Here is a 25,371-nt window from a genome sequence, read left to right as displayed (position 1 = left end):
TGGTATTTGACTTTCTCTAAAAATGAATAATAGTGATCTACTTATTCTGTTTTGGAGAATCGTGTGGAGTTCAGCCAATTACGTATTTTTCAGGCCGTGGCTGAAGAAGGGTCGATCACCCGTGCGGCTGAGCGTCTGCACCGAGTGCCTTCCAACCTGTCGACCCGGCTCAAGCAACTGGAAGAGCAGATGGGTGTCGAACTGTTTATGCGTGAGCGTCAGCGCTTGCAGTTATCTCCGGCAGGGCAGGTGCTGCTGGACTACACCGCACGTTTGTTTGCCCTGCACGATGAAGCGCTGAGCGCCGTGCAGGGTGGCGTGCCTTCGGGCAAGTTCACCCTGGGCACCATGTACAGCACTGCGGCAATCCATTTGCCGAACCTGCTGGCGCACTACCATCGCACCTACCCGGCGGTGAATCTGCATGTGCAATCGGCACCCAGCGGCGAGTTGCTCGAAGGGCTGCTGGGCGGGCGCCTGGATGCTGCCCTGGTGGATGGCCCGCTGGAATTGGCAGGCCTGGACGGGGTGGAGTTTTGTGACGAGCGCCTGGTACTGATCAGTGATCTGGATCATCCGCAGATCACCCACGCCAAGGATGTGCAGGGGCGTGAAGTGTTTACTTTTCGCCAGGGCTGTTCTTATCGGGCCCGGCTTGAAGCCTGGTACGCCAGTGATCGCGCAGCCATGGGCCGGGTAATGGAGATTGAATCCTATCAAGGCATGCTGGCGTGCGTGGCGGCGGGGTCGGGGGTCGCATTGATGCCGGCTTCGATGCTGGCCAGCTTGCCGGGGCGTGAAAATGTCCGTGTACACCCTTTGAAACAACCTTTTGCATGCGCCACGACCTGGCTGATGTGGCGAAAAGGCATGACGGGGGCAAACCTGAATGCCTGGATACAGCTGCAACAGGCCCGTTCGCTGCCAGTTCATGATTAATCGCTGCAACTTCAAGTGCTGGCCTGAATCCGATGTATGGGGCGACTTAGCCTAAAGTTCATTGACCTTAAGCAAGCATCTTGTAGTACTTAGGACTATTATCTGTACGAAGCGACCACTGAATTCCCGTCGCTCGAGTGACCCCAAGGGGGATATATGAAAGACAAACTGCAAACCTGGCTCCATGACCTGGGCGTGGCCCTCGGCCTGATCGAGCCGCCAATGCAACCTGTGCCTATCCCTGTCGAGGATCCGCGTCGTCGTCCGCAACGTCGCCGCTAAAGTTGCGTTTGCGTCGCGTGCCGTTCACGGCTCCCGGTGATTGCCGGCGAGAGGGGTGAAGGGCTGCAGGCAACACAAGGGCAGTGTGAACTGCCCCCATCCATCAGGGCTTGTCAGCCCATGGTAAAACGCACGCTGTAGTTTAGCGGCGCCTGGTCTGTTTTCTCCGTTATTCGCGCTTCACATTTCGCATCATCCATACCCGTCGAGGTTGCACTGGCAGATCGTGTAGAGCTCAGTGTGGGTTTGAATACGCCAAATGACTGGGTAACCCGCAGTGCTGTGTTAAAGGTGCATTCCCGATTGCCATTGGCGTATGAAAAGACTTCGCGAAGTATCGCAGGGGTTTTGCGCGGGTAGCCGAAGCTGGTTTTATAGCTGACTGCAATCGAATGCTCGCTTAACGGATCGACATCAAAGTAGCCAGGTTCGACCAGCGACAGGTTCCAGTTTGAACGATTGAGTTTGAGCGGCCCGGAGGTGTTGTTGATGATCTCGAATGTCAGTGTGGTGACATCGGCTTGAGCATTCATGCCGGTGAGCATCGTGGTGGTGGCCACCACGGCAATAGCCAGGTACGTCTTGAAGTGGGTCATGGTGTTAAGTCCATTTAATCAATCACAGGTAGTTTGAAGTTGAGCGGCTACATCCCCCTGTAGCCGCTTTTCAAGCGTAGTTGGACTGACTAATGGGCTGGCAGCGACAAGGCGCTGCGTGGGCGGGGTATTGGTGTTTGCGGTTGTATGAAATGAGATCGGCAGAAAAACGGGTACGAACAGGAACGTCGGACCCGCTCAAGAAAGACCTTCTCAGGCGACGCTGGCCACCGCCACAGGGCGCCGATCTATCAGGCTGACCAGCACAAAGCTTGCCAGTGCCACGGCCAGGCTGTAGTAGATCGGGGTGTTGGCGTCCAGGCCGTCCTTGATCATGAAGATCAATGCGGTGATAAAACCCAGGCTCATGCTGGAGATGGCGCCCGCTGTAGTGGCGCGTTTCCAGAAAATCGCGCCGATCAATGGCACCAGCATGCCGCCCACCAGCAGGTTGTAGGCCAGGGTCAGGGCGCTGATCACATCAGACACCACCAGCGCGATACCCAGTACGGCAATGCCCGTCAGCAGGGTAAACAGGCGGTTGATCCGCAGGCTCGACTGCTTGCCGCCGCGCAGCCTTGGCAACAGGTCTTCGGTCAGTACGGTGGAGGCTGCCAGCAAACCGGCGCTGGCGGTGGACATCATGGCCGCCAGTGCTGCTGCAATCACCAACCCGCGAATACCGTCTGGCAGCGACACTTTGACGATGGCGGCAAAGGCGTTGTTGACGTTATCCAGGTCGGGAATCAGCACGTGTGCGGCCATACCGATCAGTGCACAGGTCAGGCCATAGAGGATGCAGTAGAACCCGGCGAATGTGCCAGCATACTTGGCCACTTTGGCAGTTTTGGCGGTGAACACCCGTTGCCAGATGTCCTGGCCGATCAGGATGCCGAAAAAATAAATCATGAAGTAGGTGATGATCGTGTCCCAGCCGATGCTGGTGAAGCTGAAGTTCGAGGCTGGCAACTTGCTCACCAGTTCATCCCAGCCGCCGACGCGGTACAGGCAGATGGGCAGCAGCACGAACATCAGGCCGACCGTCTTGATCACGAACTGGACGATGTCGGTCAGGGTCAGCGACCACATGCCGCCCACGGTGGAGTAGATCACCACCACGCCACCACCGATCAATACCGAGATCCAGAAAGGCAGGCCGAACAGCACTTCCAGAACGGTGCCGATGGCCAGGATTGAGGTCACGCCGATCATCAGTGCGTAGGCCAGCATGATCACCGCACTGGCCTGGCGGGCCATCGGGTTGTAGCGTTTTTCCAGCACCTGGGTGACGGTAAAAATTTTCAGTTTGAGCAGCGGCTTGGCCAAAAACAGGTTCAGCGCGATGATCCCGCAACCCAGAGCGGCACATAGCCAGAAGCCGGAAATCCCGTGTACATAGCCCAGGCGCACGGTGCCGACGGTAGAGGCACCGCCCAAAACGGTGGCGGCCATCGTGCCCATATACAGCGTGGGTCCCAGGTTGCGCCCGGCAACCAGATAGTCTTCGTGGGTTTTGGCCTTGCGCATGCCGTAGTAACCGAGCACCAGCATTGCCGCTGCGTAGATAAGGACGACCAGTAGATCTAGAGCCATGATGGCGAATCTCCGATTATTTTTTTTATGGATGCAGCTAAAGCACGGTGGCTTGGTGCCATAAGCGCAAGGCTTGCTGGCACCGCAGAGATGTCCTTATCGATGTACTACGCCGGGCAGCACGCAGAGCATTTCGTAGAGCAGGTTGGCGCCCAGTAATGAAGTGTTGCCGGTGGTGTCGTACGGCGGCGAGACTTCTACCAGATCGCAGCCGACCAGGTCGAGGCCCTGGCAACCGCGGATCACCTCCATTGCCTGGATGGTGGTCAGGCCGCCGATTTCCGGGGTGCCGGTGCCCGGCGCCCAGGCCGGGTCGATGCCGTCGATATCAAAGCTCAGGTACACCGGGCCGTTACCGACTTTCTCGCGCACTTCGGCCATCAATGGCGTCAGGGATTTATGCCAGCACTCTTCGGCCTGCACCACGCGGAACCCTTGTTTGCGGCTCCAGTTGAAGTCCTCAGCGGTATAGCCCTGGGCACGCAGGCCGATTTGCACCACGCGGTCACAGTCCAGCAGACCTTCTTCCACGGCGCGGCGGAAGGTGGTGCCGTGGGCGATTTTCTCGCCAAACATATGATCGTTTACATCGGCATGGGCATCGATATGCACCAGGCCAACCTTGCCGTGCTTTTTATGGATGGCCCGCAGGATGGGCAGGGTGATGGTGTGATCACCGCCCAGGGTCATGGGGATGACATCGTGTTCAAGGATTTCGTCGTAGGCCTCTTCGATGATGCGCACGGCGTCCAGCAGGTTGAAGGTGTTGATCGCCACATCGCCGATATCGGCAACCGACAATGAATCAAAGGGGGCGGCGCCGGTGGCCATGTTGTACGGGCGGATCATTACCGATTCGGCGCGGATTTCGCGGGGGCCGAAGCGGGTGCCGGCGCGCAGCGAAGTGCCGATATCCAGGGGCACACCGACAAAAGCAGCGTCAAGGCCGGCGGCCGATTGCAGGTGGGGCAGGCGCATCATGGTGGCGATGCCGGCGAAGCGCGGCATTTCATTACCGCCCAGTGGTTGATGAAGAATTTTGTCCACGGGTAAGGCCTCGTCGTTTTGTAGGAGTTATGGCGCTCGATTCTGCGAAAGGTACGAGGCGGGAAGAATCGCTGCGAACAAATACTTAGTTCAGGTTTTTCTAAACTGATAGCGGTAGACTTTGATCATTCATCATTGCCTGTATCGCGGGCAAGCCCGCTCCCACGGTGGAAAGTGAGTTACTGATGGCCAACGCTTTACCCGATCTGAAACTATTGCGAATTTTTGCCAGCGTGGTCAGGCACCAGGGGTTCGCCAATGCCCAGCAAGCGCTCAACCTCTCGACGTCTGCCATCAGCACCTATATGAGCCAGCTTGAAACCAATCTGGGGCTGGTGCTGTGCCATCGCGGTCGTGGCGGGTTCAGCCTGACCAGCAAGGGCGAGTTGTTCCATCAGGAAACCCTGCGCCTGCTGGGCGAACTGGAAGGTTTCGAGCAATACGCGGCAGCGCTCAAGGGTGAGTTGCGCGGTACCCTGAACCTGGGTGTGATCGACTCGACGGTCAACGACAAGGCCTTGCCCTTTGCCGAGGCCATTGGTGCCTACAGCCAGGAGCATCCAGCGGTGCACCTGCATTTATCGGTGATGAGCCCGTATGAATTGCAGCTCGGGGTTCAGGACAATCGCCTGGACCTGGCCATCGGAGCGTTTTCCACGCGCATGAGCGGGCTGGTCTACCAGCCGTTGTACCGCGAGCAGCACTGGCTGTACTGCAGCACGCGACACCCTCTATTTAGTGAACGGCGTATCCCCGGGCCGGTGATTACCCAGCAGCGGATGGTCGGGCGCGGCTACTGGAGCCAGGCTGAACTGGCGCGCCACGGCTTCAAGCACAGCGCGGCGACGGTGGACAGCATGGAGGCACAGCTGATTCTGGTGCTCTCGGGCGCCTACATCGGTTACCTGCCCGAACACTATGCCGAGCCCTGGGTGGAGAAGGGTGACCTGCGCGTGCTGCTCCCCGCGACCTTTGGCTATCAGGCACCGTTCTCGATGATCGTGCGCCGTGGTCGCAGCCGCGAACCCTTGATCCAGACGTTTCGCGACCTGCTCAAAGCCCAGCTTCATAAACCTTGAACGAGCCCGTTTACTCTATGTCCCGAGCCCAATGCCCGCGCTGTATGCGCCCGCAGTCCCACTGCCTGTGCGAACTTATTCCACAACTGGCAAGCCGTACCCGCGTGTTGCTGTTGCAGCACCCCAGTGAGGTCAATCACGCACTGAACACCGCCCGACTGGCAGCCTTGGGGCTGACCAACGCACAATTGGTGGTTGGCGAGGTGTTCGAAGATTTGGCAACCTTGCTCAACCCGCCGGGGTATCGGGCGCGGTTATTGTTCCCCGGTGACGATGCGCAACTGATCGTGGCCGATGTTGTCGGCGAGCAAGACCTGCCGTTGCTGTTGGTGGTACCCGATGGCACCTGGCGCAAGGCGCGCAAGTTGCTGCACCTTAATCCGCTGCTGGCGCAATTGCCGCGGGTGACGTTGCCCGAGGGCGCTGTGTCACGTTACCGGTTGCGCAAGGCGCCGGGGCCGGGTGCCCTGTCTACTTTGGAAGCGATTGTGCAGGCGCTGGAAATTCTGGAGCCGGCCACCTCGTTCACGCCGTTGCTGCGCCCGTTCGAGGCGCTGATTGAAGGCCAGATCGAAGCGATGGGCGCCGATACCTATCTGAAAAATCACGGGCACAAGTCGTAATCTGTGGGCGCGGGCTTGCTCGCGATGCAGGTTGCGGGGTATGTCAGGGAAACCGAGTTGGGGCGATCGCGAGCAAGCCCGCTCCCACAAGGGTTTCAGGGTTTTTCGAGGGTTTTTTGTCGCAGGATGTAGATGCTCACCAGCACGGCACTGGTCAGCATAAAGCCCCGGGCCCATGGCAAGGGTACCAGGTAGCAGGACAGGCCAATGCTCAGCCACATCAGGCCAATGGCGTAGACCTTGCCCTTGAGCGGGATGCCATTACCGTCCAGGTAGTCGCGGATCCATGGCCCGAGCCGTGGGTGCTCGACCAGCCATTGATAAAAACGCGGCGAACTGCGCGCAAAGCATGCGGCAGCCAATAGCAGAAAGGGGGTTGTAGGCAGTACCGGCAGAAATATGCCGATCACCCCCAGGGCTACGCTCAGCCAGCCAATGGCAAACAAAGCGTAGCGCAGCAACCGCGGGCGGTTGCCGAGTGGGGGCTGAACCACTAAAGGATCAGTGGTGGCGCGGTTTGAGGATCGCCGGCTTTTCGTCTGGCGCTTGGCACAGCAGGTACAGGGCGGTCAGCGCTTCCGGAATCTGAACGATCATGTCGTCCATCAGGTTGGCATCTTTGGCGATGTCTTCGAATTCTGGCTGATCATCGAACAGGCCCGAGCCCACCATGATTGGCAGCAGCATTTCGCTGACTTCTTCTTCGGCGGTTTCGAACCAGGCGGCTTCGCGCATGAATACGCCTTCCATAAAGCCTACACACCAGCCGCGCAGGTCGGAATCATCCGGCTCGTCGCCCAGATCCAGGTCGCATGGCAATTCGAACTCTTCATCGGATGCCAACTGGCGAGCGATATGTGCCTTGAGCTGGATCAGCGTGCCTTCGATTTCGGCGCGCTGGGCGTCGTCCTTGTAGTGCGGGGCTTCGGAGAAGATCGCGTCGATCCATTCGCGCTCTGGCACTTCCTCGGAACAGATGGATAGGGCAGTCAGATAGCCGTGGGTGGCCACGTAGTCCAGCGCCTCGTCATGCAGCTCGTCGGCGTCGAGGAAGGCTTGCAGGCGGGTTAGTTGCTCAGCGAAGGACATTAAGTGTTACCTAGTAAATAAACGATAGTGAATTCTAGGCTTTCTTGAGCTTCCAAGCCAGTCGCAGGGCACATTTGCCATCAGTTCCCGGTTATCGGTGTTGCAATTACACCCCCCGCAGCGGGGGAGTGCTCGGGTATACTGCCGCGTTTTGTGATGCCCTGCGTTAAATGTCGCGTACCGGTGGCCTGGGTCCGAGCCTTTTAGAGGCTTGCGGGCGTAGCGGATCGTGCTGGCGCAGGGGTGTTTCGGCGATTTCTGGAGTTTCTATGCTCGAACAGGCTCAACGCGTACTCAAAGACATCTTCGGCTACGACAGTTTCCGTGGCCGCCAGGGTGACATTATTGAGCGCGTGGCCAATGGTGGCGACGCCCTGGTGCTGATGCCCACCGGCGGCGGCAAGTCCCTGTGCTTCCAGGTGCCGGCCTTGCTGCGCGATGGCCTGGCCGTGGTGGTATCGCCGCTGATTGCCTTGATGGACGACCAGGTCGCGACCCTTGAAGAACTCGGGGTGGCCGCGGCGTCCTTGAATTCGACCCTGAGTGCCGAGCAGCAGCGCGAGCTGGCCAACCGTATCAAGCGCGGCGAAGTCAAGATGCTCTATCTTGCGCCGGAGCGTCTGGTGCAGCCGCGCATGATGGCGTTTTTGCAGAGCCTGGACATCGCCTTGTTTGCCATCGACGAAGCTCACTGCGTATCGCAATGGGGCCACGACTTCCGCCCTGAATACCTGCAGCTGGGCCAACTGGCTGAAGTGTTTCCCACTGTGCCGCGAATTGCCCTGACGGCCACGGCCGACAAGCGCACCCGCGAAGAGATCGTCACTCGCCTGCATTTGCAGAATGCCGAACGCTTTTTGTCGAGCTTCGACCGTCCCAATATTTTCTATCGCATCGTGCCCAAAGAGCAGCCGCGCAAGCAGTTGCTGGCGTTCTTGTCGGAGCGTCGCAGCGATGCGGGCATCGTCTACTGCCTGTCCCGTAAAAAAGTCGATGAAGTCGCGCAGTTCCTCTGCGATCAGGGGTTCCCGGCCTTGCCGTATCACGCCGGCTTGCCCAGCGACACCCGGGCTGCCAACCAGAAGCGCTTCCTCAACGAGGAAGGGCTGATCATGGTAGCCACCATTGCGTTCGGTATGGGCATCGACAAGTCCAACGTGCGTTTCGTTGCGCATCTGGACTTGCCCAAGTCGCTAGAGGCGTATTACCAGGAAACCGGCCGCGCAGGCCGTGATGGTCTGCCGGCAGATGCCTGGATGGCCTACGGCCTGCAAGACGTGGTGATGCTCAAGCAGATGCTGCAAAACTCCGAAGGCGACGAGCGACACAAGCGTCTGGAGCACCACAAACTCGACGCCATGCTGTCGCTGTGTGAAGAAACCCGCTGCCGCCGTCAGACCCTGCTCGCTTACTTTGATGAAGAAATGCCACAACCTTGCGGGCATTGCGACAACTGCGTGGACGGCGTGCAGACCTGGGACGCCACCGAACCGGCACGCCAGGCGCTGTCAGCCATTTATCGCACGGGCCAACGTTATGGCACCGGGCATCTGATCGACGTGTTACTGGGCCGCGAGAACGAAAAAGTCCGCAGCTTTGGCCATCAACATCTGTCTGTTTTTGGTGTGGGCAAAGCCCGCGCCGAAGGCGAGTGGCGCACGCTTTTCCGCCAGCTGGTGGCCCGTGGTCTGGCTGACATCGATATTGAAGGCTACGGCGGCCTGCGCCTGAGCGACAGCTGCCGGCCGTTGCTGCGTGGCGAAGTGACCCTGGAGCTGCGTCGCGAGCTCAAGCCGCAAACCTCGGTCAAGAGCAGCTCTGCCAGCCCGGCCAGCCAGCTGGTGCGTGGCGAAGAGCGCGAACAGTGGGAAGCCCTGCGTGCCCTGCGGCGCAAACTGGCCGAGGAGCACGGCGTACCGCCCTATGTCATCTTCCCCGACTCCACGCTGCTCGAAATGCTGCGCAGCCAGCCCACCTCGATGTCCGAGATGGCCAGGGTCAGCGGTGTCGGTGCACGCAAGCTGGAGCGTTATGGCGAGGCATTCCTCGAAGTGCTGGGCGGGCAGGGCGAAACACCGAAGGTGGTGGCCGATATCCGCCACGAACTGATCAGCCTGGCCCGCGCCGGCATGACTCCGCTGCAGATCAGCGGGCAATTGCAGTGCTCGGAAAAGAACGTTTACACCATGCTGGCCGAAGCCATAGGTCGTCAGGAGCTGTCGCTGGAGCAGGCACTGGACTTGCCTGAAGAGCTGATGGAGGAAGTGCAGGATGCATTCCTCGATGGTGAAGGCGAGCTGCCGAGCGTGGCCAGCATCGCCGAGCAGTTCAAGGGGCGGGTACCTGAGGGGGTGCTGTATTGCGTGCGTGCAGCCCTGCAATCGGAGTTTGAAATCTAGCTATTACGGGGATTATGTAACGATTGATTGACTTATAGGCCTTGCCTATGAGCAAACGGCATGCTTAGCTGACTAATAATTAGTTTCACTCTATTTTCAGTCTAAACATTGAGTTTTTTATGCCGTTAACCGATCAACACCGTTTTGGTATGCAACTGGCCCAAATGTCCCGTGGTTGGCGTGCCGAGCTGGATCGTCGTCTCGCTGGCCTGGGCCTGTCCCAGGCACGCTGGCTGGTGCTTTTGCATCTGGCCCGTTTTGACGAGGCGCCCACGCAGCGCGAGCTGGCCCAGAGCGTTGGCGTTGAAGGTCCGACACTGGCTCGTCTGCTTGACAGCCTCGAGGCGCAGGGGCTGGTGCAGCGTCACGCGGTGGTTGAAGACCGCCGTGCGAAAAAAATCGTCTTGAGTGATTCTGCCCGCCCGCTGATCGAACAGATCGAAGCCATTGCCACGGCGTTGCGTCAGGAGCTGTTCGTGGGTATTGATGAAGAAGAAGCGCGCATTTGCCTGCGTGTGCACAAGCGGATTCTGGATAACCTCGAAAAGAACTGATCTCACACATCCCTGTTGTGGGAGCGAGCCTGCTCGCGATGGCATCACTGCGGCCTGCCTAAAAGACCACGCTGCCAGCATCGCGAGCAGGCTCGCTCCCACAGTAGTCTGTTTTCAGCCGTCAGAACGTCTGCCCCAGGTTCAGATACAGCGCTTTCTGGTCATCATCGTTGAAGCCGTAGCTGAAGTTCAGCGGCCCCAGCGGCGTGTCAAAGCCGATAAAAATGCTCGCCGCATTGATATAGCCGCTGTTGTACTCGTTGTCGTTGTTCCAGGCACGTCCGCGCTCCAGAGAAGCGCCGGCATACAACGGAAAATCAAACGGCAAATACGAGCGGGGCGTGAGGCGACGATAATAAACGGCGCGCATCAGGCTTATATTCTGTGCCGAAATCGCATCTTCCCTGAAACCCGAGAGTTGTCGTGCCCCGCCGAGCAAGAAGCTCGAGGTGACAATTTCAGTCTTGTCCAGAGTACGTCCGTAACGCCCGCCCAATATCCAGGTATTGGGGCCTGAACTCATGGCTTTGTCCAGTTTGAATTCCCACTGTCGATAGCGCTCATCCGAGCCAAGGCTCGGGTCGAACTGGCGCAGGCTCAGGCTGATGTCTTCTCCTGAATGGGGGAAGTACACGTTATCCAGTGAGTCGAATGAGTACTTCAAATCATAGGATCCCTCTTTGAAGTTGAGGCTCGGCATGTCGCGCTCACCGATGCGTACGTCAGCCTTGCCCCATGCCTCACCGATGCCCAGGCGAATTTCACCGCTGTTACCGATTTGGCGACCAAAGTTAAGACCAAAGCCATAGCGCTCCAGCCGGTACTCGGCAATAGGGTCGTTCTCGTCGATGATTTCCACGTTTTGTGACTGGGCGCGGATATAGGGGGCGACAAAGTAGCGCGAGCCGGCATCCAGGGGCTGGTAAAATTCGCTGTACAGCTCTTGCTTGTCGCCAATCTGCACCCGCGTCAGCCATTCGGCACCCAGCCGGTTGATGCCGTTCACTCGGTAGCTGGCACCAATATTGAAGGCGCTGTCACCGCGCATGTCGTCCGACAGGTTCAGCCCCAGGCGCAGGTAGTCAGTACCGCTGCGCTTGCCTTTGGCGCTGATGACCAGGGTGCGCTCCTTGCCCTTGTGCACCACGCGGTATTGCACCTGGTCGAAGTAATCGAGCCCGTACAACGTGCCCATGTCACGTTGCAGGCGGCCCAGGTCCAGGGGCTCGCCGATGGGCTGGCGAATATAGTAGCGGATTACCGAATCGCCGATTTTCGAGTCGTTTTCGATCTTGATCGCGGTAATCACCGGAGTGCGTTCTTCGGGGGTGCGGGCTTCAGCCAGTTGCACGTCCGTAGGTTGACGCAGGCTGGCGAGGCGTTTCTCAAGCACCTGCGTGGCCCTGTAGCCTGCATTGATGATGTCAAGTGAGCGGCCAAAATCAGTGGCGCCATAGCTGGCCAGGGCGGGCTGAATCAAAATATCGTCAGGCTTCAATGATGCCAGCTGCACTTCTGAATTGCTTCGGGTCATCAGGGTAATCGACTGGTTGAGGATGTCGAACACGGTGTTGAGTTGTTTGCGCCCCCGCAACGGGGTGCCGATATCCACCACAATGACCATGTCCACGCCCATCTCCCGGGCCACATCCACCGGGATATTGTCGACCATGCCGCCATCGACCAACAGCTGGCCGTTGATCTCGACCGGGGCGAATACCGCCGGGATTGACATGCTGGCGCGGATCACCTGGGGCAGATGCCCTTTGCGAAACACCACTTTTTCGCCATTGACGATATCAGTGGCCACGGCGCGGAACGGGATTGGCAGTTTGTCGAAGTCGCGCACATCACTGCTGTGTGCCAGCAGGCTTTCGAGCAGCAATGCCAGGTTCTGGCCCTGAATCACGCCCAATGGCAGGCCCAGGCTGCCATCGTCGCGGAAACTGAGTTGTTGCTTGACCAGAAAGTCGCGGTCATCCTGCTTGCGCCGAAAAGGTATGTCTTCGCGCTCCGGCGCATCGGACAGGGCCTCTTGCCAGTCGATGCTCAGCGCGAGTTTTTCCAGCTCATCGATTTTGTAGCCGGAGGCATACAGACCGCCAATCACTGCGCCCATGCTGGTGCCCGCGATGGCATCGATATGAATGCCCTGTTCTTCCAGGGCCTTTAATACGCCAACGTGGGCCAGGCCACGGGCCGCGCCGCCGGACAGCACAAGGCCGACTTTGGGTTTGGCGGCTTCGGCGGCAAACAGCACCAAAGGGCAAAGACACAGGAACAAACAACAGAGCAGGCGGCGCATCATGAGTCTCTGGGCAAGCGAGAAAGGCGGCTATTATAGCGGCGCCTTCCTTTCAAGAGCCTTTGAAATCATGTCGATCAATAAACCCGAAATTGTCATTACCTACTGCACCCAATGCCAGTGGCTGCTGCGTGCCGCCTGGCTGGCTCAAGAGTTGCTCAGCACCTTTGCCGAAGACCTGGGCCGGGTCGTGCTGGAGCCTGGCACCGGTGGGGTGTTTCGCATCACCTGCGACGGTGTGCAGATCTGGGAACGCAAGGCTGACGGCGGCTTTCCCGAAGCCAAGGTGCTCAAGCAGCGAGTGCGTGACCAAATTGACCCGCAGCGCGACCTGGGGCACAACGACCGGGCTCAGTGAGCGGCGGCGTCCAGCCCTGCCTTATCGGGTGCGGGGCCGCTGCGCATGCGGCTCGACACCACGATGGCGACGATTATCAGTACACCGCCCAGCAGCATGCGCAGCGAGGGTGTTTCATGGAACAGCAACCATGCCAGGGTGATGCCATAGACCGGTTCCATGGCAAAGACCACGGCGGCAGTGCGCGCCTTGATCACTGCCAGGCTGGCGACGAACAGGCTGTGTGCCACGCCGGTGCAAAACACCCCGAGCAGACCGATCCATAGCCAGTCCAGCGGGCGGACTTCGCTCAATCCCGGGCCGGCAAAGGGCAGCAGGCACAACGCGACCACCGCGTTTTGCCACATGGCGGCCTGCACGGCGGGCAGCCGCCCCGAGTTGGCGCGGTTGTTCAGCGACAGCAGTGAAAACAGCAACCCGGAAGCGACGGCCCACAGCAGCCCTTCGGTGGCCTGGCTGGCCAGGTCAAAGCTTGGCGTGACCAGGATCAGTCCGATGCTGACCAGCGCCACCAGAACTATTTCGTTGGGACGAATGCGTTCGCGAAAAATCAGTCCTTCCAGAATCACCGTGAACGCCGGGAAACTGGCAAAGCCCAGGGTTGCAATCGCGACCCCGGCGATTTTTACCGAGACAAAAAAGCTTATCCAGTGCCCGGCCAGCAGCACACCGCTCAGCAGCAAACTGCGGGCGTCGCGCAGGGTCAGTCGGTACCAGGCGCTGCGTTTGGCCAGCGCGGTGAAGCACAGCAATGCCAGCACTGCGAAAGCGGCGCGGCCAAATACGATGATCGAAGCCGATGCAGCGGCAAGTTTGCCGAACACGCCAGTCAGGCCAAACATCAAAGCGCCGATATGCAGGGCGCCCAGGGCAGTACGCGGAGTCATTGCAATCCTTGGTTCAATAGAGGCAAGGCGTGCAGTCTACGGGGCAGGGCAGGGAGCTGTCTGTCGCGACACTGGCGTCAGTTGTCGCCAGACTCGCGCCTCAGCACCGAAGGCGAGGCGCCGAATTCGCGCAGCATGGCGGCGGCGAACGCGCTTTGCGAGTTGTAGCCAACGCGGCTGGCTATTTCGCCTATGGCCAGGGCGCTTTGGCGCAGCAGCGTCAGGGCACTGCGCAGGCGTCGCTGGCGGATGTAGTCCATTGGCGTTTGCCCGCACTCGCTGGCAAAGCGGCTGTGCAAGCGGGCGCAGGACAAGCCTGCAATTTGAGCCAGATCCGCAACCTGTAACGGGTAGGCAGTATTCTGCTCAATATAGGCATCCATGGCCGCGTAGGGCAGGCGTTTGGGTTGCGCCCGTTCACCGGCAAGGTTAGCCAGGCTGGCGAGCAGCAGAATCGCACCCTGGCGAGCAATCAACGGGTCGTTTATCGGGCTGGTGGCGAGCCAGTCGACCAGTTGATGCTGTTTCGGGTCGAGAGGCAGCTGTGCGGGGTTGTCGAGCAATCGGCGGCTGGCATCGGCGTGCCCACCCAGGGACTGGCCCAGCCAGTTGTCACCAGGCACGTCCAGCACCAGGCAGTGGCTGCCTTGCGGGCTGCCGCAGGTGTGGTGGGCGCCCGCAGGCACGACCATCAGCTGTTGCTGGCGCAGCAGGCTGGGCCGGCCCTCGACTTCGAAATCCAGCTTGCCCGACAAGCTGATCACCACCTGCGCATGTTCATGGCTATGGGCAATCAGGTCGTGGCGGTAATGGCGCAGTGACAGGATTTGGTCCATGACAGGTCTCTTCTGTGGATCAGTGCCGCCAAAATGCCGGAATGCACAATACAAACACGGTAATGATCTCCAGTCGCCCAAGCAACATGCCCAATGACAAAATCCACTTGGCCGCATCTGGCAGGCTGGCGAAGTTGCCGGACGGCCCGATGATCTCGCCCAGCCCTGGCCCTACGCCCGACACCGTGCTGGCGGCGCCGGTCAGGGCGGTCATCCAGTCCAGTCCCAGCAGCGACAGGGCCAGCGCGATCACGCAGATGGTGATGGCGAAGAAAAACGAAAAGGTCAGGATCGAGCGTACGATTTCTTCGTCGAGGCGGTGGCCGTTGTACTTCTGCTTGATCACCGCTCGAGGGTGGATCAGTTGATTAAGGTTGGCCTTGAGCAGGATATAGGCGACCTGAAAGCGGAAAATCTTGATCCCGCCTGCAGTCGAGCCCGAGCAACCGCCGATAAAGCCCAGGTAGAAGAACAGCATCAGCGAGAAATTGCCCCACAGGCTGTAGTCACCCAGAGCAAAGCCCGTGGTCGTTACTACCGAGGTCACGTTGAGCGCGACATGGCGGAAGGCGTCCCACCACGGCATGTTGGTAGTCCACCACAACCAGATGCTGAGCACGAACCAGGTCACGACCAGCAAGCCGAGCAAGCCTTGTACCTGCTGATCCTTGATCAGGGCCTTGCGATGACCGCGCAGGGTGGCCACATACAAGGTAAACGGCAAGCTACCCATGATCATCACGGCAATGGCGACCCAGTGCACCGCCGGTTGCGACCACTTGGCCAGTGACTGGTCGGAGGTCGAGAAACCACCGGTGGAAATGGCCGACATGGCGTGGTTGATCGCATCAAACACGCTCATGCCCGCCCACCAGAACGCCAGGCTGCCCAGAATGGTGATGCCGACGTAGGTGGCGACAATCAGGCGGGCCACCATGTGCGAGCGCGGCATGACCTTTTCGGAGCGGTCAGAGGACTCGGTCTGGAACAGGCGCATGCCACCGATGCGCAGCAGGGGCAAGATGGCTACCGCCATACCGATAAAGCCGATGCCGCCCAGCCAGTGCAGCATCGAGCGCCACATCAGAATGCCGGGGGACATGGTGTCCAGGCCGCTCAGCACGGTGGAGCCGGTGGCGGTAATGCCGGACATGCTTTCAAAAAAAGAATCGGTATAGCTGATGTGCTGCGTCAGCAAAAACGGCAGTGCGGCGAAGATGCACACCACCACCCAGCTGGACACAGTCAGCAGATACATGTCCCGGGGGCGCAGATGCACCTGCTCGGGGCGGCCCGGTATGACCAGCGCCAGGCCGGCAATGAAGGTAATCAGGCTGGCCCACAAAAAGGATGGCAAGTCGCCCAGGTGGTCGTAAATCACCAGGGTCAGCATGGGCACGGCCATGCTGATCGCGAGCGTAATCAGGAAGATGCCGATAATGAAACCGATGATGCGTAATGTCGGCAACGCCATGAAGTCAGCTCGGGGATGAAAGAGGGGCGCCATTCTACCTGTGGTCCGGGCTATGTAAACCGCCAAGCCTTCGGGAGATACCGTTAGAATAGCTGCACATTTTCTTCAGGAGGTGGCCAATGGAGGCTCTCGACGCTTTGCTCAACCGTGTTTCTGCCCCGCGCCTGCTCGATCCGGCGCCAACGGCTGAGCAACGTGAAGTACTTTTCGCCGCCGCCTTGCGTGCGCCGGACCACGGTCAGTTGCGTCCTTACCGGTTTTTGACGGTTGAAGGCGCTGCGCGCAATCAGCTGGGTGAAATCCTCGCCGAGGCCGTGCTGGCCCAAGGTGGCGAAGTGACCCAGGCCGCCCTGGACAAGGCTCGCGCCATGCCCTTGCGCGCCCCTTTGGTGGTGGTAGTGATTGCCCGTTTGCAGGATCACTTCAAGGTGCCGAAGGCTGAACAGCTGATTACCGCGGGCTGTGCGGCCCATGCCATTGAGCTGGCAGCTTATGCCCAGGGGATTGGCGCGGTATGGCGCACCGGCGAGCTGTCGTATGCACCGCATGTGGCCAAGGGTTTGGGGCTGGGTGAGGGCGAGGAAGTGGTGGCGTTCCTGTATTTGGGCACGCCGCAGAACGAGTTGCGCGTTGCGCCCAAGGTGGACAGCGCCGAGTTTGTGCAGGCGTGGTCGGTTAAGTAGCCCTGTACCAATATCCGTAGCAGCTGCCGAAGGAACGAGGCTGCGTTCGGCGGTGTAGCCACCGCAAAATCAGCGCACGCGATTATTCAGTTAAACCGCGGATTCTGATTTTACGATTGCTTTGCAATCGGACGCAGCCTCGTTCCTACGGCAGCTGCTACGCGATCAAATTGCTGCGAAACCTTTACAGGTTACCGTCCGGTTTCAGCGGTAACTCCAGGGTGGCAACAAATCCGCCATCCGGGTGATTGCCCAGCATCAGCCGCCCGCCATGGCGTTCCGCCGCCCGTCGCGCAATGGCCAATCCCAGCCCGTGGCCGGCCGCTGTCTGGCCCGGTGCGCGGAAAAACGGCTCACCCAATTGCGCCAGGTACTCTTCAGCGACCCCCGGGCCATGGTCGCGAACCTTGATGGTGATGTGTTCGCCTTCGCGCTCCGCACTCAGTTCAATCGGCTGGCCAGGCGGGTTGAAGCGCTGCGCGTTGCGCAACAGGTTATCCACGGCGCGCTCGATCATCGTTGGCCAGCCGTTGAGGCCCAACCCCTGTTCGGCTTGCAGCAGTACGGGCTGCTCGGGGGCCAGCATCGAGGCGTCTTTTTGCACGGTGTTGAGCAGTGCATTGAGGTCGACCTGTTCGGCGCTGGCCTGATCGGCATCGACCCGGGCCAGGGTCAGAATCTCGCTGATCAACGATTCCAGCCGGTCGCACTCGCGGGTCAGGCGTGGCCACAGTTTTTCACGTTCTTCAGGCCCGGCGCGTTCAGCCAGGGCCAGAGCGATCTTGAGCCGGGCCAGGGGCGAGCGCAGCTCGTGGGACACATCACGCAGCAGTTGGCGCTGGCTGCCAATCAGGCTTTGCAGGCGGGCACCCATGCGGTTGAAGTCGGTGGCCAGCACGCCAAATTCATCACGTCGCGACGCCAACTGCGCCAGGCTGTTCTGTTGGTAAGTGGTTTGCCCAAGGTCATGCACGGCAACGCGCAGACGCTTGAGCGGGCGGGTAATCGAGAGCGTCACCATCAGGCTGAACAGCGTCAGCACCACCAGCGCAATCCCCAGTGCGCTCAGAGGCCAGATCAGGCTCTGGCGGTGCCAGGCATCCAGTTCCGGGTGCGGAATGCGGTAAATCAGCAAATAGGTTTCGGCGGTTTTCGGGCTGGTGTATTCGACGGTCAGGCGACGCCATGGCAACTGTTCTGTGCCCGGATTCTGGCGGGCTTCCCAGGCGGCTGCCCGACGCGGGAAGGTGCCACGTACCAGCGGGTCGCCACTTTCGTTGAGCACTTGCACGTCGATGTGATAACGGCGCTTGCGCCGTTCAAGGAAATCCTGCGCCGCATCGGCGCCTTGAGTTTCGTAACGCTCGGTCCACTGTTGCGCCAGATTGGCGATCCCGGGATGACGGCTGAGAATCCATGCGTCCTGATTGAGCATATGCCCCAGCAGGATCGACAACCCTGCGACCAGGGCAATCGCCAGCCAGAAGCTGGCCAGAATGCGCCAAAACAGTGATCGCACGGTAATTCCTCACAAGTCATTGATTGAAACGACCAAAGCCCAACGGCGTGAGCCGTTGGGCTTGGTGGGCAGACAGATTATTGCGCTTTTGGCGCTTGCTGTGCTTTCCAGTCCTTAAACTCTTTCATCTCGGCTTGACGCTCGGCGCGTTTCTTTTGCATCTCGTCGAAGCGTTTTTGCTGATCAGGCTTGAGCAAGGCGCGAATATCGCTCTGGGTTTTGTCGTGCTTGGCCTTCATCTCGTCTTTCAGGGCTTTCTGGTCGGCGGCTGGCAGTTTTTCCAGGTACTTCTCGACCAGTTGCTTGCGATCATGCATTTGCTCGCCCATCAGCTTGCCGATCTGCTGGCGCTGCTCGCGGGTGAGGTCCAGCTGGCTGTAAGGGGCGTCGCCGCGACCGTGGTGCTCGCCGCCGTGACGAGGGCCCATCTGGCCGTCACCACCAGGCATGGCCATTGCGACGGTTGGCAGTGCTGCAGCAAACATCAAAGCAATTAGAGTCTTACGCATGGTGTGTCTCCTTTGAATTTGGATTCCGGTTGTTCCGGATGCGCCCAGTTTAGGGAGATCAAGGTCAATCGCTGTCAACCGTGGGTAAAGCTTTGGTAAAGACGGTTTCGCCGGGGATTTACACAGGGTGAGGGCGCTTTTCTCAGACGCTGTAGAAATACCCGCGGCTGCGCAGTGCCACGATGCGCGGGCTGCCATCCGGGTGCGGGCCGATCTTTTTGCGCAGGTTGCTGATATGCATGTCCAGGCTGCGGTCGTACAGGGTCAGCTTGCGGCCCAGGGCGATCTGCGCCAGTTCCTGTTTGTCCAGCGGCTCACCCGGTTGGCGCAGCAGGGCTTCAAGGATGCGGCTTTCAGACACGGTCAGGGTAATGTCGCGCTGGTCGATGGTGACCACGCCGCGCATCGGGCTGAAACACAGGTCGCCCAGCTCCATCTGGCTGGACACCGCCGCCGGGTGGCTGCGGCGCAACACGGCGCGCAGGCGGGCTGTAAGCTCGCGAGGGTCGCAAGGTTTGGCCAGGTAGTCATCGGCGCCCAGCTCCAGGCCCAGGATGCGGTCCAGCGGTTCGCCTCGGGCCGAAAGCATCAGCACCGGCAGATCAGGGTGGTCGTTGCGCAATTGCTTGAGCAGCTCAAGGCCGCTGCCGTCGGGGAGCATGACATCCAGCACCACGGCATCGGGGCTGGACTCTGCCAGCGCCTTGCGGGCGCTGGCACCGTCGTGGCATGCGCGAACCTGAAAGCCTTCCTGGCTCAGCCAACTGACCAGCAGCTCACACAGCTCCTGGTCATCATCTATCAGTAACAGGTCGCTCATGACTTACTCGATTTGACCGGTGCCGGTGCTGTTTGCGCCGGCTGCCGGTAAAGATACAGGTTACGGCAGGACTTGCTTGAACGGCTTGACGCTGACATTGGCATATACGCCAGCGGCAACGTAAGGGTCGGCTTCGGCCCAGGCCTGGGCAGCGTTCAGGGATTCGAACTCGGCCACGATCAGGCTGCCGCTAAAACCGGCAGCGCCAGGGTCATTGCTGTCGATGGCCGGGTGCGGGCCGGCCAGTACGATGCGGCCTTCGGCTTTCAGTTGTTGCAAGCGCTCAAGGTGCGCAGGGCGGGCAGCCAGGCGAGCTTCGAGGGAATTGGCGACGTCTGTTGCAATGATGGCGTAGAGCATGTCAGTCCTTGGTCTTGGGGGTGGTATCAGTCGGGTCGGTGTCATGCAGATGGCGCGACAGGTAAATGCCCTGGGCGATCAGGAACAACACAGTCATGCCCAGGCTGCCGAACACTTTGAAGTCGACCCAGATGCTTTGGTAAGTGAATGCCACGAACAGGTTGGCCGCGCCGCAGAACAGGAAAAACCCGATCCAGGCCACGTTCAGGCGGGTCCAGATGGCATCTGGCAGGCTCAGGGCGTGGCCCATCATGCGCTTGATCAGGACCTTGTCGCCGATAAAGTGGCTGCCGGCAAACGCCAGGGCAAACAGCCAGTTGACCACCGGGGCTTTCCATTTAAGGAAGGTTTCGCTGTGGAAGGCCAGAGTCAGGCTGCCGAATACCAGGCAGGCGATCAGGGTCAGCCATTGGCTTTTTTCGAGTTTGCGTTGCTTGATAAACAGCGCGCCATACACCACCAGCGAACTGATGATCAGCATGGCGGTAGCGCTGTAGATACCGCCGACCGACAGGCTGTGCCCGCCGATTTCGACGATGCGCGGTTCGATTTTGTAAACGATGAAAAACAGTAACAGCGGGATGAAGTCGATGAATTGTTTCACAGTGGCAGCCAGAAGCAGGATGTGGCGGCATAATAACAAACATCAATGACAGCGAAAGCGTCAGCTAGAGGTTATTAAATCCCCGTGGAAATTGACTTGCATTGCCATAGCACGGCATCCGATGGCGCCCTGGCGCCTGCGGTACTGGTCGCGCGTGCGTTCGAGAAAGGTGTGCGAGTCCTGGCCCTGACCGATCACGATACACTTGAAGGCCTCGACGAAGCCCGCGCGGCGGCGCAGGCGCTGGGCATGACATTGGTCAACGGCGTGGAGTTGTCCTGCACCTGGGGCGGGGCGACGATTCATGTGCTCGGCTACGGTTTCGATGTCAACGCCCCGGCGCTGGTCGAGGCCATTGCCAAATTGCACGATGGCCGCTGGCTGCGCGCCGAAGAGATCAGTCGCAAGCTGGCGCTCAAGGGTATGCCTGGTGCGCTTGAAGGCGCACGGGCTATCCAGCAAGCCCTGGGTGACAGCGGCAACGCCCCGGCCCGTCCGCATTTTGCCGATTTTCTGGTCGAGGCCGGTTACGTCAAGGATCGCGCCGAAGCCTTCCGCAAATGGCTGGGGGCCGGCAAGCTGGGGGACGTCAAGCTGCACTGGCCGACCCTGGAAGACACCGTCGCCACCCTGCGCGCAGCAGGCGCCTGGGTCAGTCTGGCGCACCCCTCGCACTACGATTTTACCCGCAGCAAGCGCCGACGGCTGATTGGCGACTATATTCAAGCTGGGGGTCACGCGATTGAAGTGGTCAACGGGTACCAGCCGGCCGATCAGGTTGGCAGCCTGGCGATCCTTGCGCGTGAGTTCGGTCTGCTGGTCAGTGCCGGCAGTGATTTTCATGGTCCAGGAGGGTGGTCCGAGATCGGCGAATACCGTCCGCTTCCGGAAGACTTGCCGCCATTGTGGTGTCGATTCAAATATGACAAACCCACTGCCAACGTCTGAACAGGTAAACACTGTGAGTCAATTTTTCCAGATTCATCCGGAAAACCCACAACCGCGTCTGATCAAACAGGCCGTTGAAATCATCAAAAAGGGTGGGGTGGTGATTTATCCTACCGACTCGTCCTATGCCGTCGGTTGCCAGATGGGTGACAAGGGTGCGATCGAGCGGATCAAGCGCCTGCGCAACCTGGACGACAAGCACAACTTCACCCTGATGTGCTGTGACCTGTCGCAGTTGGGGCTGTTTGCCAAGGTGGATACCGGCATCTTCCGTCTGCTCAAGGCGCATACGCCGGGGCCGTACACCTTTATCCTCAACGCCACCCGCGAAGTGCCGCGCCTGCTGCTGCACCCTAAACGCCGTACCATTGGCCTGCGCGTACCGAGCCATCCGATTGCGCTGGCATTGCTTGAAGAACTGGGCGAACCGCTGATGAGCGTGACCCTGATCCTGCCGGGCGAGAGCGAGCCGATGGAAGACCCGTATGAAATCCGTGATGCCCTGGAAAAACAGGTCGACCTGATCATTGACGGCGGTTTTGGCGGCAACAAGGCCTCCACTGTCATCAGCCTGGTGGACAGTGGTGACCCCGAGATCGTGCGGGTGGGCTGCGGTGATCCTCAACCCTTTATGGTCGAGGCCTGATGTCTGACGTAGAAGCACCTGAGGCCCGGGCCGGTGCCCAGCAAGAACTGTCTCTGGCCATGGTCTATGGCCAGGCGGTCATCGAAATGCCGCAAGACCTGTATATCCCCCCGGATGCACTGGAGGTGTTTCTTGACGCTTTTGAAGGCCCGCTCGACCTGCTGCTGTACCTGATCCGCAAGCAAAATATCGACATTCTCGACATTCCGGTGGCGGAAATTACCCGCCAGTACATGGGGTATGTCGAGCTCATGAAAACCGTGCGCCTGGAGCTGGCGGCCGAGTATCTGGTCATGGCCGCGATGCTGGCCGAGATCAAGTCGCGGATGCTGTTGCCGCGTTCGGCCGAAATCGAGGAGGACGAGGGTGACCCCCGTGCCGAGCTGATTCGCCGCCTGCAGCAATACGAGCGCTTCAAGGCTGCCGCTGAAGGCATTGAGGGGCTCAGCCGGGTAGGGCGCGAGATCTATGTGCCCAAGCTCGATGCCCCCGAAGCACGGGCGCGCAAACTGGTACCGGATGTGGCGCTCGAAGAGCTGCTGATGTCGATGGCCGAAGTGCTGCGCCGCACCGACATGTTTGAAAGTCATCAGGTCAGCCGTGAGGCCCTGTCGACCCGCGAACGCATGAGCGACGTACTTGAGCGTCTCAAGGGGGGTGGCTTTGTGCCCTTTGTCGAGCTGTTTACCGCTGAAGAAGGCAAGTTGGGTGTAGTCGTGACCTTTATGGCCATTCTTGAACTGGTCAAAGAGTCGCTGATCGAGTTGGTACAAAATGAACCCTTCGCGCCGATCCATGTGCGGGCAAGAGCCGAATAAAGAGCTGAAACCATGAATTTGACTGAACCCCGCGAGCTGGCCCCCTTGCTTGAGGCCTTTCTGCTGGCCTCGGGAAAGCCGCAGAGCCTTGAGCGCCTGTTCGAACTGTTTGAAGAGGGCGAGCGCCCGGAACCGCCGGTCTTCAAGAAGGCCCTGGAACTGCTGCGCAAATCCTGCGACGGCCGCGCCTTTGAACTGAAAGAAGTTGCCTCCGGCTATCGCCTGCAGATCCGCGAAAAGTACTCGCCCTGGGTCGGACGTCTGTGGGAAGAACGCCCGCAACGTTACTCGCGGGCCATGCTGGAGACCATGGCGCTGATCGCTTATCGCCAGCCCATTACCCGTGGCGAGATCGAAGATGTGCGCGGTGTGGCTGTCAACAGCCATATCGTCAAGACACTGCTGGAGCGCGAGTGGATTCGCGTGGTGGGTTATCGTGACGTGCCGGGCAAGCCCGCGATGTTTGCCACCACCAAGGGCTTTCTTGACCACTTCAACCTCAAGAGCCTCGATGAATTGCCGCCACTGGCCGAGCTGCGCGAGCTGGAGCCGGATCCTATCCTCGATTTTGACGATGCCCCGGTGCCTGCGCATCTTCAGGCGCTGGCCGACGAAAGCGCCGAGCCGGAAGAGCCGAAAGACGAAACCAGCTTCCGCACCCTGCTGACGGAACTGGACTCGATGGAGGAGGGTCTTAAAACTGACTTTGATGATTTGCTGCGCGACGTTGCGCCAGTTGAAGCTCTAGAGCCTGAGCCTGAGCCTGAGCCTGAGTCCGAGCCGGAAATAGAAGCCCAACCACAACCGCAGCAACCCTCTGCGGCCGAGTTGGCCCGCGAGCGATTGCGCGCTGCGGTTGCTGCACTTGAGCAGCGATCTGCCTTGAGCGACGAAGAGCTTGAGGCTCAGGCCCTGGCCGAAGCCATCGAACAGGAACGCCGCGAGCAGGAAGACTGATGCACTCCCATTAAGGATCCTGGCAAGCCGCGGATTCTGCGGGCAATGCATGACCCGTGGGAGCTGGCTTGCCTGCGATGCAGACGACGCGGACTGTCAGGCACACCGCAGCGATGCCATCGCGAGCAAACCCGCTCCCACACAAATTTCGGAGGGCTGCCATGACTGCAACCAAAGACCCCTGCATCGGTGTCTGCAAGTTCACCGACGACATTTGCCTGGGCTGCGGGCGAACCAAGCGTGAAATCAAGGCCTGGAAGAAACTCGACAAAGACGAAAAACGTGCGGTGCTGGCCGAATCCGCCCTGCGTTTACTGGCGCTTGAGGCCACCGGCCGGCGGAAAACCAAGTGAGCCACGCACTTCGTGACTAGCCTTTGATGCGCAATGGCCAATATCCGCGTATGATTCGCGACCCTCTGGGGCTCAGCAGAGCCCCAAGGCCCATTTTTAACACTTCAGGCGCTCGCCTGAATTGACACACCGGGAGGTGCCCAGATGAAAGATCTCGACCCTAAAGACGGCCAGGAAATTGGCCCGGCAGGCGAAAAACTGCAAAAAGTCCTCGCCCGTATTGGCGTTGGCTCGCGTCGCGACGTAGAGAGCTGGATCAGCCAGGGCCGGATCAAGGTCAATGGCAAGGATGCAACCCTGGGTCTGCGCGTAGACCTGCACGACGCCATCACCATCGATGGCAAGGTGATCAAGCGTGAAGAGGCAGCCGAATCGGTTCGCCGCGTGATCATGTACAACAAACCCGACGGCGAAATCTGCACCCGTGACGACCCTGAAGGCCGTCCGACCGTGTTCGACAAACTGCCGCGTCCAAAAGAAGGCCGCTGGATCAATATCGGTCGTCTGGACATCAACACCACCGGCTTGCTGATGTTCACCACTGACGGTGAGTTGGCCAACCGCTTGATGCACCCTTCGTACGAAATGGACCGTGAATACGCGGTACGTGTGCGTGGCGAAGTGGATGACGACATGATTGCCCGCCTCAAGGCCGGCGTTGTGCTGGAAGACGGTCCGGCGCGTTTCACCGACATCAAGCAGGCGCCAGGCGGCGAAGGCTTCAACCATTGGTACCACTGCGTAGTGATGGAAGGCCGTAACCGTGAAGTGCGTCGTCTGTGGGAATCCCAGGGCCTGGTGGTCAGCCGCCTGAAGCGCGTACGTTTCGGTCCGGTGTTCCTCAACTCCGATCTGCCGATGGGTCGCTGGCGCGAAATGAGCCAGTTCGAAGTGGACATTCTCAGCGCTGAAGTCGGCCTCACGCCGGTTGCCATGCCTGAGATGAACGCCAAGAGCAAAGACAAGCTTGAGCGCATGCAGCGCAAATCCTCGCGCCCTGTGGCCCGTGGTGACCGTGTTGCCCGCGTGCTGCGCCCGGCTGAAGGTGCACCTGTTGCGCCGCGTCCGGCACGCCAGCCGCATATCGAAGGCG

28 protein-coding genes are annotated in these 25,371 nt (G+C 59.7%); 14 read left to right on the top strand and 14 right to left on the bottom strand.

The features are described from left to right. Positions 1-63: 63 nt before the first annotated feature. Positions 64-939: a LysR family transcriptional regulator gene (locus tag GHO42_RS12850; RefSeq protein ID WP_095002659.1), complete on the top strand. Its 876-nt coding sequence runs from the start codon at positions 64-66 to the stop codon at positions 937-939. Between the two features lie 156 nt (positions 940-1,095). Continuing rightward, complete coding sequence (locus GHO42_RS26090) at positions 1,096-1,221, top strand: PA1414 family protein (protein ID WP_254924894.1); 126 nt, start codon at positions 1,096-1,098, stop codon at positions 1,219-1,221. Positions 1,222-1,334: 113 nt separating this feature from the next. Here GHO42_RS26090 and GHO42_RS12845 read toward each other — a convergent pair whose 3' ends face one another. The 3 genes from GHO42_RS12845 to speB all read right to left on the bottom strand — a co-directional run bounded on the left by GHO42_RS12845 (position 1,335) and on the right by speB (position 4,457). Next, positions 1,335-1,817 (bottom strand): hypothetical protein, encoded by a 483-nt coding sequence (locus tag GHO42_RS12845; protein ID WP_095002658.1) that lies wholly within the window; start codon positions 1,815-1,817, stop codon positions 1,335-1,337. A 213-nt stretch (positions 1,818-2,030) separates the two neighbouring features. Next, entirely contained in the window at positions 2,031-3,410 is a 1,380-nt protein-coding gene (locus GHO42_RS12840) for a sodium:solute symporter (protein WP_095002657.1), read from the bottom strand. 96 nt (positions 3,411-3,506) lie between these two features. Next, the gene (gene speB / locus GHO42_RS12835) at positions 3,507-4,457 is read right to left on the bottom strand and encodes an agmatinase (RefSeq protein WP_095002656.1); all 951 of its coding nucleotides are present in this window, start codon (positions 4,455-4,457) and stop codon (positions 3,507-3,509) included. A 185-nt stretch (positions 4,458-4,642) separates the two neighbouring features. Here speB and GHO42_RS12830 point away from each other — a divergent pair, with 185 nt between their 5' ends. Next, the gene (locus GHO42_RS12830; RefSeq protein ID WP_095002655.1) at positions 4,643-5,536 is read left to right on the top strand and encodes a LysR family transcriptional regulator; all 894 of its coding nucleotides are present in this window, start codon (positions 4,643-4,645) and stop codon (positions 5,534-5,536) included. 17 nt (positions 5,537-5,553) lie between these two features. Continuing rightward, positions 5,554-6,159, top strand: coding sequence for a tRNA-uridine aminocarboxypropyltransferase (locus GHO42_RS12825; RefSeq protein ID WP_095002654.1), 606 nt, complete (start codon positions 5,554-5,556; stop codon positions 6,157-6,159). A 95-nt stretch (positions 6,160-6,254) separates the two neighbouring features. Here the strand turns inward: GHO42_RS12825 and GHO42_RS12820 are convergent, their stop codons facing one another. Together GHO42_RS12820 and GHO42_RS12815 are read right to left on the bottom strand one after the other, a co-directional pair. Then, entirely contained in the window at positions 6,255-6,653 is a 399-nt protein-coding gene (locus GHO42_RS12820; protein ID WP_169916488.1) for a YbaN family protein, read from the bottom strand. Between the two features lie 7 nt (positions 6,654-6,660). Continuing rightward, complete coding sequence (locus tag GHO42_RS12815; RefSeq protein ID WP_095002653.1) at positions 6,661-7,248, bottom strand: YecA family protein; 588 nt, start codon at positions 7,246-7,248, stop codon at positions 6,661-6,663. A 269-nt stretch (positions 7,249-7,517) separates the two neighbouring features. On the opposite strand from GHO42_RS12815, the gene recQ reads away from it, so the two are divergent. Continuing rightward, positions 7,518-9,647, top strand: coding sequence for a DNA helicase RecQ (recQ, locus tag GHO42_RS12810; RefSeq protein ID WP_095024137.1), 2,130 nt, complete (start codon positions 7,518-7,520; stop codon positions 9,645-9,647). Positions 9,648-9,766: 119 nt separating this feature from the next. After that, complete coding sequence (locus GHO42_RS12805; protein WP_095002651.1) at positions 9,767-10,201, top strand: MarR family transcriptional regulator; 435 nt, start codon at positions 9,767-9,769, stop codon at positions 10,199-10,201. A gap of 121 nt (positions 10,202-10,322) precedes the next feature. Here GHO42_RS12805 and GHO42_RS12800 read toward each other — a convergent pair whose 3' ends face one another. Beyond that, a complete protein-coding gene (locus GHO42_RS12800; RefSeq protein ID WP_095018931.1) occupies positions 10,323-12,506 on the bottom strand; it encodes a patatin-like phospholipase family protein in 2,184 nt (727 codons plus the stop codon). A gap of 70 nt (positions 12,507-12,576) precedes the next feature. Here GHO42_RS12800 and GHO42_RS12795 point away from each other — a divergent pair, with 70 nt between their 5' ends. Next, positions 12,577-12,864: a SelT/SelW/SelH family protein gene (locus tag GHO42_RS12795; protein ID WP_095002712.1), complete on the top strand. Its 288-nt coding sequence runs from the start codon at positions 12,577-12,579 to the stop codon at positions 12,862-12,864. Here the strand turns inward: GHO42_RS12795 and GHO42_RS12790 are convergent. The 3 genes from GHO42_RS12790 to GHO42_RS12780 all read right to left on the bottom strand — a co-directional run bounded on the left by GHO42_RS12790 (position 12,858) and on the right by GHO42_RS12780 (position 16,061). Next, complete coding sequence (locus tag GHO42_RS12790; RefSeq protein WP_095021121.1) at positions 12,858-13,751, bottom strand: DMT family transporter; 894 nt, start codon at positions 13,749-13,751, stop codon at positions 12,858-12,860. The genes GHO42_RS12795 and GHO42_RS12790 overlap by 7 nt on opposite strands. 77 nt (positions 13,752-13,828) lie before the next feature. Then, entirely contained in the window at positions 13,829-14,587 is a 759-nt protein-coding gene (locus GHO42_RS12785; RefSeq protein ID WP_095026941.1) for an AraC family transcriptional regulator, read from the bottom strand. A 19-nt stretch (positions 14,588-14,606) separates the two neighbouring features. Then, positions 14,607-16,061 carry a TrkH family potassium uptake protein gene (locus tag GHO42_RS12780; protein ID WP_095002647.1) on the bottom strand — a complete coding sequence of 485 codons (1,455 nt, stop codon included), beginning with the start codon at positions 16,059-16,061 and terminating at the stop codon, positions 14,607-14,609. Positions 16,062-16,180: 119 nt separating this feature from the next. Here GHO42_RS12780 and GHO42_RS12775 point away from each other — a divergent pair, with 119 nt between their 5' ends. Next, positions 16,181-16,744, top strand: coding sequence for a nitroreductase family protein (locus GHO42_RS12775; RefSeq protein WP_095002646.1), 564 nt, complete (start codon positions 16,181-16,183; stop codon positions 16,742-16,744). A 184-nt stretch (positions 16,745-16,928) separates the two neighbouring features. Here the strand turns inward: GHO42_RS12775 and GHO42_RS12770 are convergent, their stop codons facing one another. The 5 genes from GHO42_RS12770 to GHO42_RS12750 all read right to left on the bottom strand — a co-directional run bounded on the left by GHO42_RS12770 (position 16,929) and on the right by GHO42_RS12750 (position 20,556). Then, positions 16,929-18,263 (bottom strand): sensor histidine kinase KdpD, encoded by a 1,335-nt coding sequence (locus GHO42_RS12770; protein WP_095018929.1) that lies wholly within the window; start codon positions 18,261-18,263, stop codon positions 16,929-16,931. 77 nt (positions 18,264-18,340) lie between these two features. Beyond that, positions 18,341-18,772: a Spy/CpxP family protein refolding chaperone gene (locus GHO42_RS12765; RefSeq protein WP_095002644.1), complete on the bottom strand. Its 432-nt coding sequence runs from the start codon at positions 18,770-18,772 to the stop codon at positions 18,341-18,343. Positions 18,773-18,914: 142 nt separating this feature from the next. Then, on the bottom strand, positions 18,915-19,592 hold the full coding sequence (locus tag GHO42_RS12760; protein WP_095002643.1) for a response regulator transcription factor: 678 nt from the start codon (positions 19,590-19,592) through the stop codon (positions 18,915-18,917). A 60-nt stretch (positions 19,593-19,652) separates the two neighbouring features. After that, positions 19,653-19,952: a YciI family protein gene (locus GHO42_RS12755; protein ID WP_095002642.1), complete on the bottom strand. Its 300-nt coding sequence runs from the start codon at positions 19,950-19,952 to the stop codon at positions 19,653-19,655. A gap of 1 nt (position 19,953) precedes the next feature. Further along, on the bottom strand, positions 19,954-20,556 hold the full coding sequence (locus tag GHO42_RS12750) for a septation protein A (protein WP_095002641.1): 603 nt from the start codon (positions 20,554-20,556) through the stop codon (positions 19,954-19,956). Positions 20,557-20,640: 84 nt separating this feature from the next. Here GHO42_RS12750 and GHO42_RS12745 point away from each other — a divergent pair, with 84 nt between their 5' ends. From GHO42_RS12745 to rluB, 6 genes are all read left to right on the top strand, one after another. After that, complete coding sequence (locus GHO42_RS12745) at positions 20,641-21,504, top strand: PHP domain-containing protein (protein ID WP_095002640.1); 864 nt, start codon at positions 20,641-20,643, stop codon at positions 21,502-21,504. A 13-nt stretch (positions 21,505-21,517) separates the two neighbouring features. Then, on the top strand, positions 21,518-22,150 hold the full coding sequence (locus GHO42_RS12740; protein ID WP_088377747.1) for an L-threonylcarbamoyladenylate synthase: 633 nt from the start codon (positions 21,518-21,520) through the stop codon (positions 22,148-22,150). 119 nt (positions 22,151-22,269) lie between these two features. Continuing rightward, a complete protein-coding gene (locus GHO42_RS12735) occupies positions 22,270-22,968 on the top strand; it encodes a ScpA family protein (protein WP_170943745.1) in 699 nt (232 codons plus the stop codon). A 12-nt stretch (positions 22,969-22,980) separates the two neighbouring features. Next, the gene (scpB, locus tag GHO42_RS12730) at positions 22,981-23,925 is read left to right on the top strand and encodes an SMC-Scp complex subunit ScpB (protein WP_095002637.1); all 945 of its coding nucleotides are present in this window, start codon (positions 22,981-22,983) and stop codon (positions 23,923-23,925) included. Between the two features lie 161 nt (positions 23,926-24,086). Beyond that, positions 24,087-24,278, top strand: coding sequence for a DUF1289 domain-containing protein (locus tag GHO42_RS12725; protein ID WP_095002636.1), 192 nt, complete (start codon positions 24,087-24,089; stop codon positions 24,276-24,278). Between the two features lie 144 nt (positions 24,279-24,422). Continuing rightward, positions 24,423-25,371: 23S rRNA pseudouridine(2605) synthase RluB (rluB, locus tag GHO42_RS12720; RefSeq protein WP_153327936.1), on the top strand; the 949-nt coding region annotated here is incomplete at its 3' end.

Origin of the sequence: Pseudomonas sp. FSL R10-0056 (assembly GCF_009600105.1) — a bacterium.
Classification (GTDB): Bacteria; Pseudomonadota; Gammaproteobacteria; order Pseudomonadales; family Pseudomonadaceae; genus Aquipseudomonas; species Aquipseudomonas bubulae.
The sequence above is the reverse complement of the archived record's forward strand: the minus strand, read 5'-3'. Positions and strand labels throughout refer to the sequence as shown.

Coding starts and splice junctions, on each gene's coding strand:
- GHO42_RS12805 (WP_095002651.1), top strand. CDS start 9,767: ATGCCGTTAACCGATCAACACCGTTTTGGTATGCAACTGGCCCAAATG.
- GHO42_RS12765 (WP_095002644.1), bottom strand. CDS start 18,772: ATGCGTAAGACTCTAATTGCTTTGATGTTTGCTGCAGCACTGCCAACC.
- GHO42_RS12830 (WP_095002655.1), top strand. CDS start 4,643: ATGGCCAACGCTTTACCCGATCTGAAACTATTGCGAATTTTTGCCAGC.
- GHO42_RS12800 (WP_095018931.1), bottom strand. CDS start 12,506: ATGCGCCGCCTGCTCTGTTGTTTGTTCCTGTGTCTTTGCCCTTTGGTG.
- GHO42_RS12780 (WP_095002647.1), bottom strand. CDS start 16,061: ATGGCGTTGCCGACATTACGCATCATCGGTTTCATTATCGGCATCTTC.
- GHO42_RS12775 (WP_095002646.1), top strand. CDS start 16,181: ATGGAGGCTCTCGACGCTTTGCTCAACCGTGTTTCTGCCCCGCGCCTG.
- recQ (WP_095024137.1), top strand. CDS start 7,518: ATGCTCGAACAGGCTCAACGCGTACTCAAAGACATCTTCGGCTACGAC.
- GHO42_RS12755 (WP_095002642.1), bottom strand. CDS start 19,952: ATGCTCTACGCCATCATTGCAACAGACGTCGCCAATTCCCTCGAAGCT.
- GHO42_RS12845 (WP_095002658.1), bottom strand. CDS start 1,817: ATGACCCACTTCAAGACGTACCTGGCTATTGCCGTGGTGGCCACCACC.
- GHO42_RS12725 (WP_095002636.1), top strand. CDS start 24,087: ATGACTGCAACCAAAGACCCCTGCATCGGTGTCTGCAAGTTCACCGAC.
- GHO42_RS12815 (WP_095002653.1), bottom strand. CDS start 7,248: ATGTCCTTCGCTGAGCAACTAACCCGCCTGCAAGCCTTCCTCGACGCC.
- GHO42_RS12790 (WP_095021121.1), bottom strand. CDS start 13,751: ATGACTCCGCGTACTGCCCTGGGCGCCCTGCATATCGGCGCTTTGATG.
- GHO42_RS12785 (WP_095026941.1), bottom strand. CDS start 14,587: ATGGACCAAATCCTGTCACTGCGCCATTACCGCCACGACCTGATTGCC.
- scpB (WP_095002637.1), top strand. CDS start 22,981: ATGAATTTGACTGAACCCCGCGAGCTGGCCCCCTTGCTTGAGGCCTTT.
- GHO42_RS12840 (WP_095002657.1), bottom strand. CDS start 3,410: ATGGCTCTAGATCTACTGGTCGTCCTTATCTACGCAGCGGCAATGCTG.
- GHO42_RS12795 (WP_095002712.1), top strand. CDS start 12,577: ATGTCGATCAATAAACCCGAAATTGTCATTACCTACTGCACCCAATGC.
- GHO42_RS12760 (WP_095002643.1), bottom strand. CDS start 19,592: ATGAGCGACCTGTTACTGATAGATGATGACCAGGAGCTGTGTGAGCTG.
- GHO42_RS12825 (WP_095002654.1), top strand. CDS start 5,554: ATGTCCCGAGCCCAATGCCCGCGCTGTATGCGCCCGCAGTCCCACTGC.
- GHO42_RS26090 (WP_254924894.1), top strand. CDS start 1,096: ATGAAAGACAAACTGCAAACCTGGCTCCATGACCTGGGCGTGGCCCTC.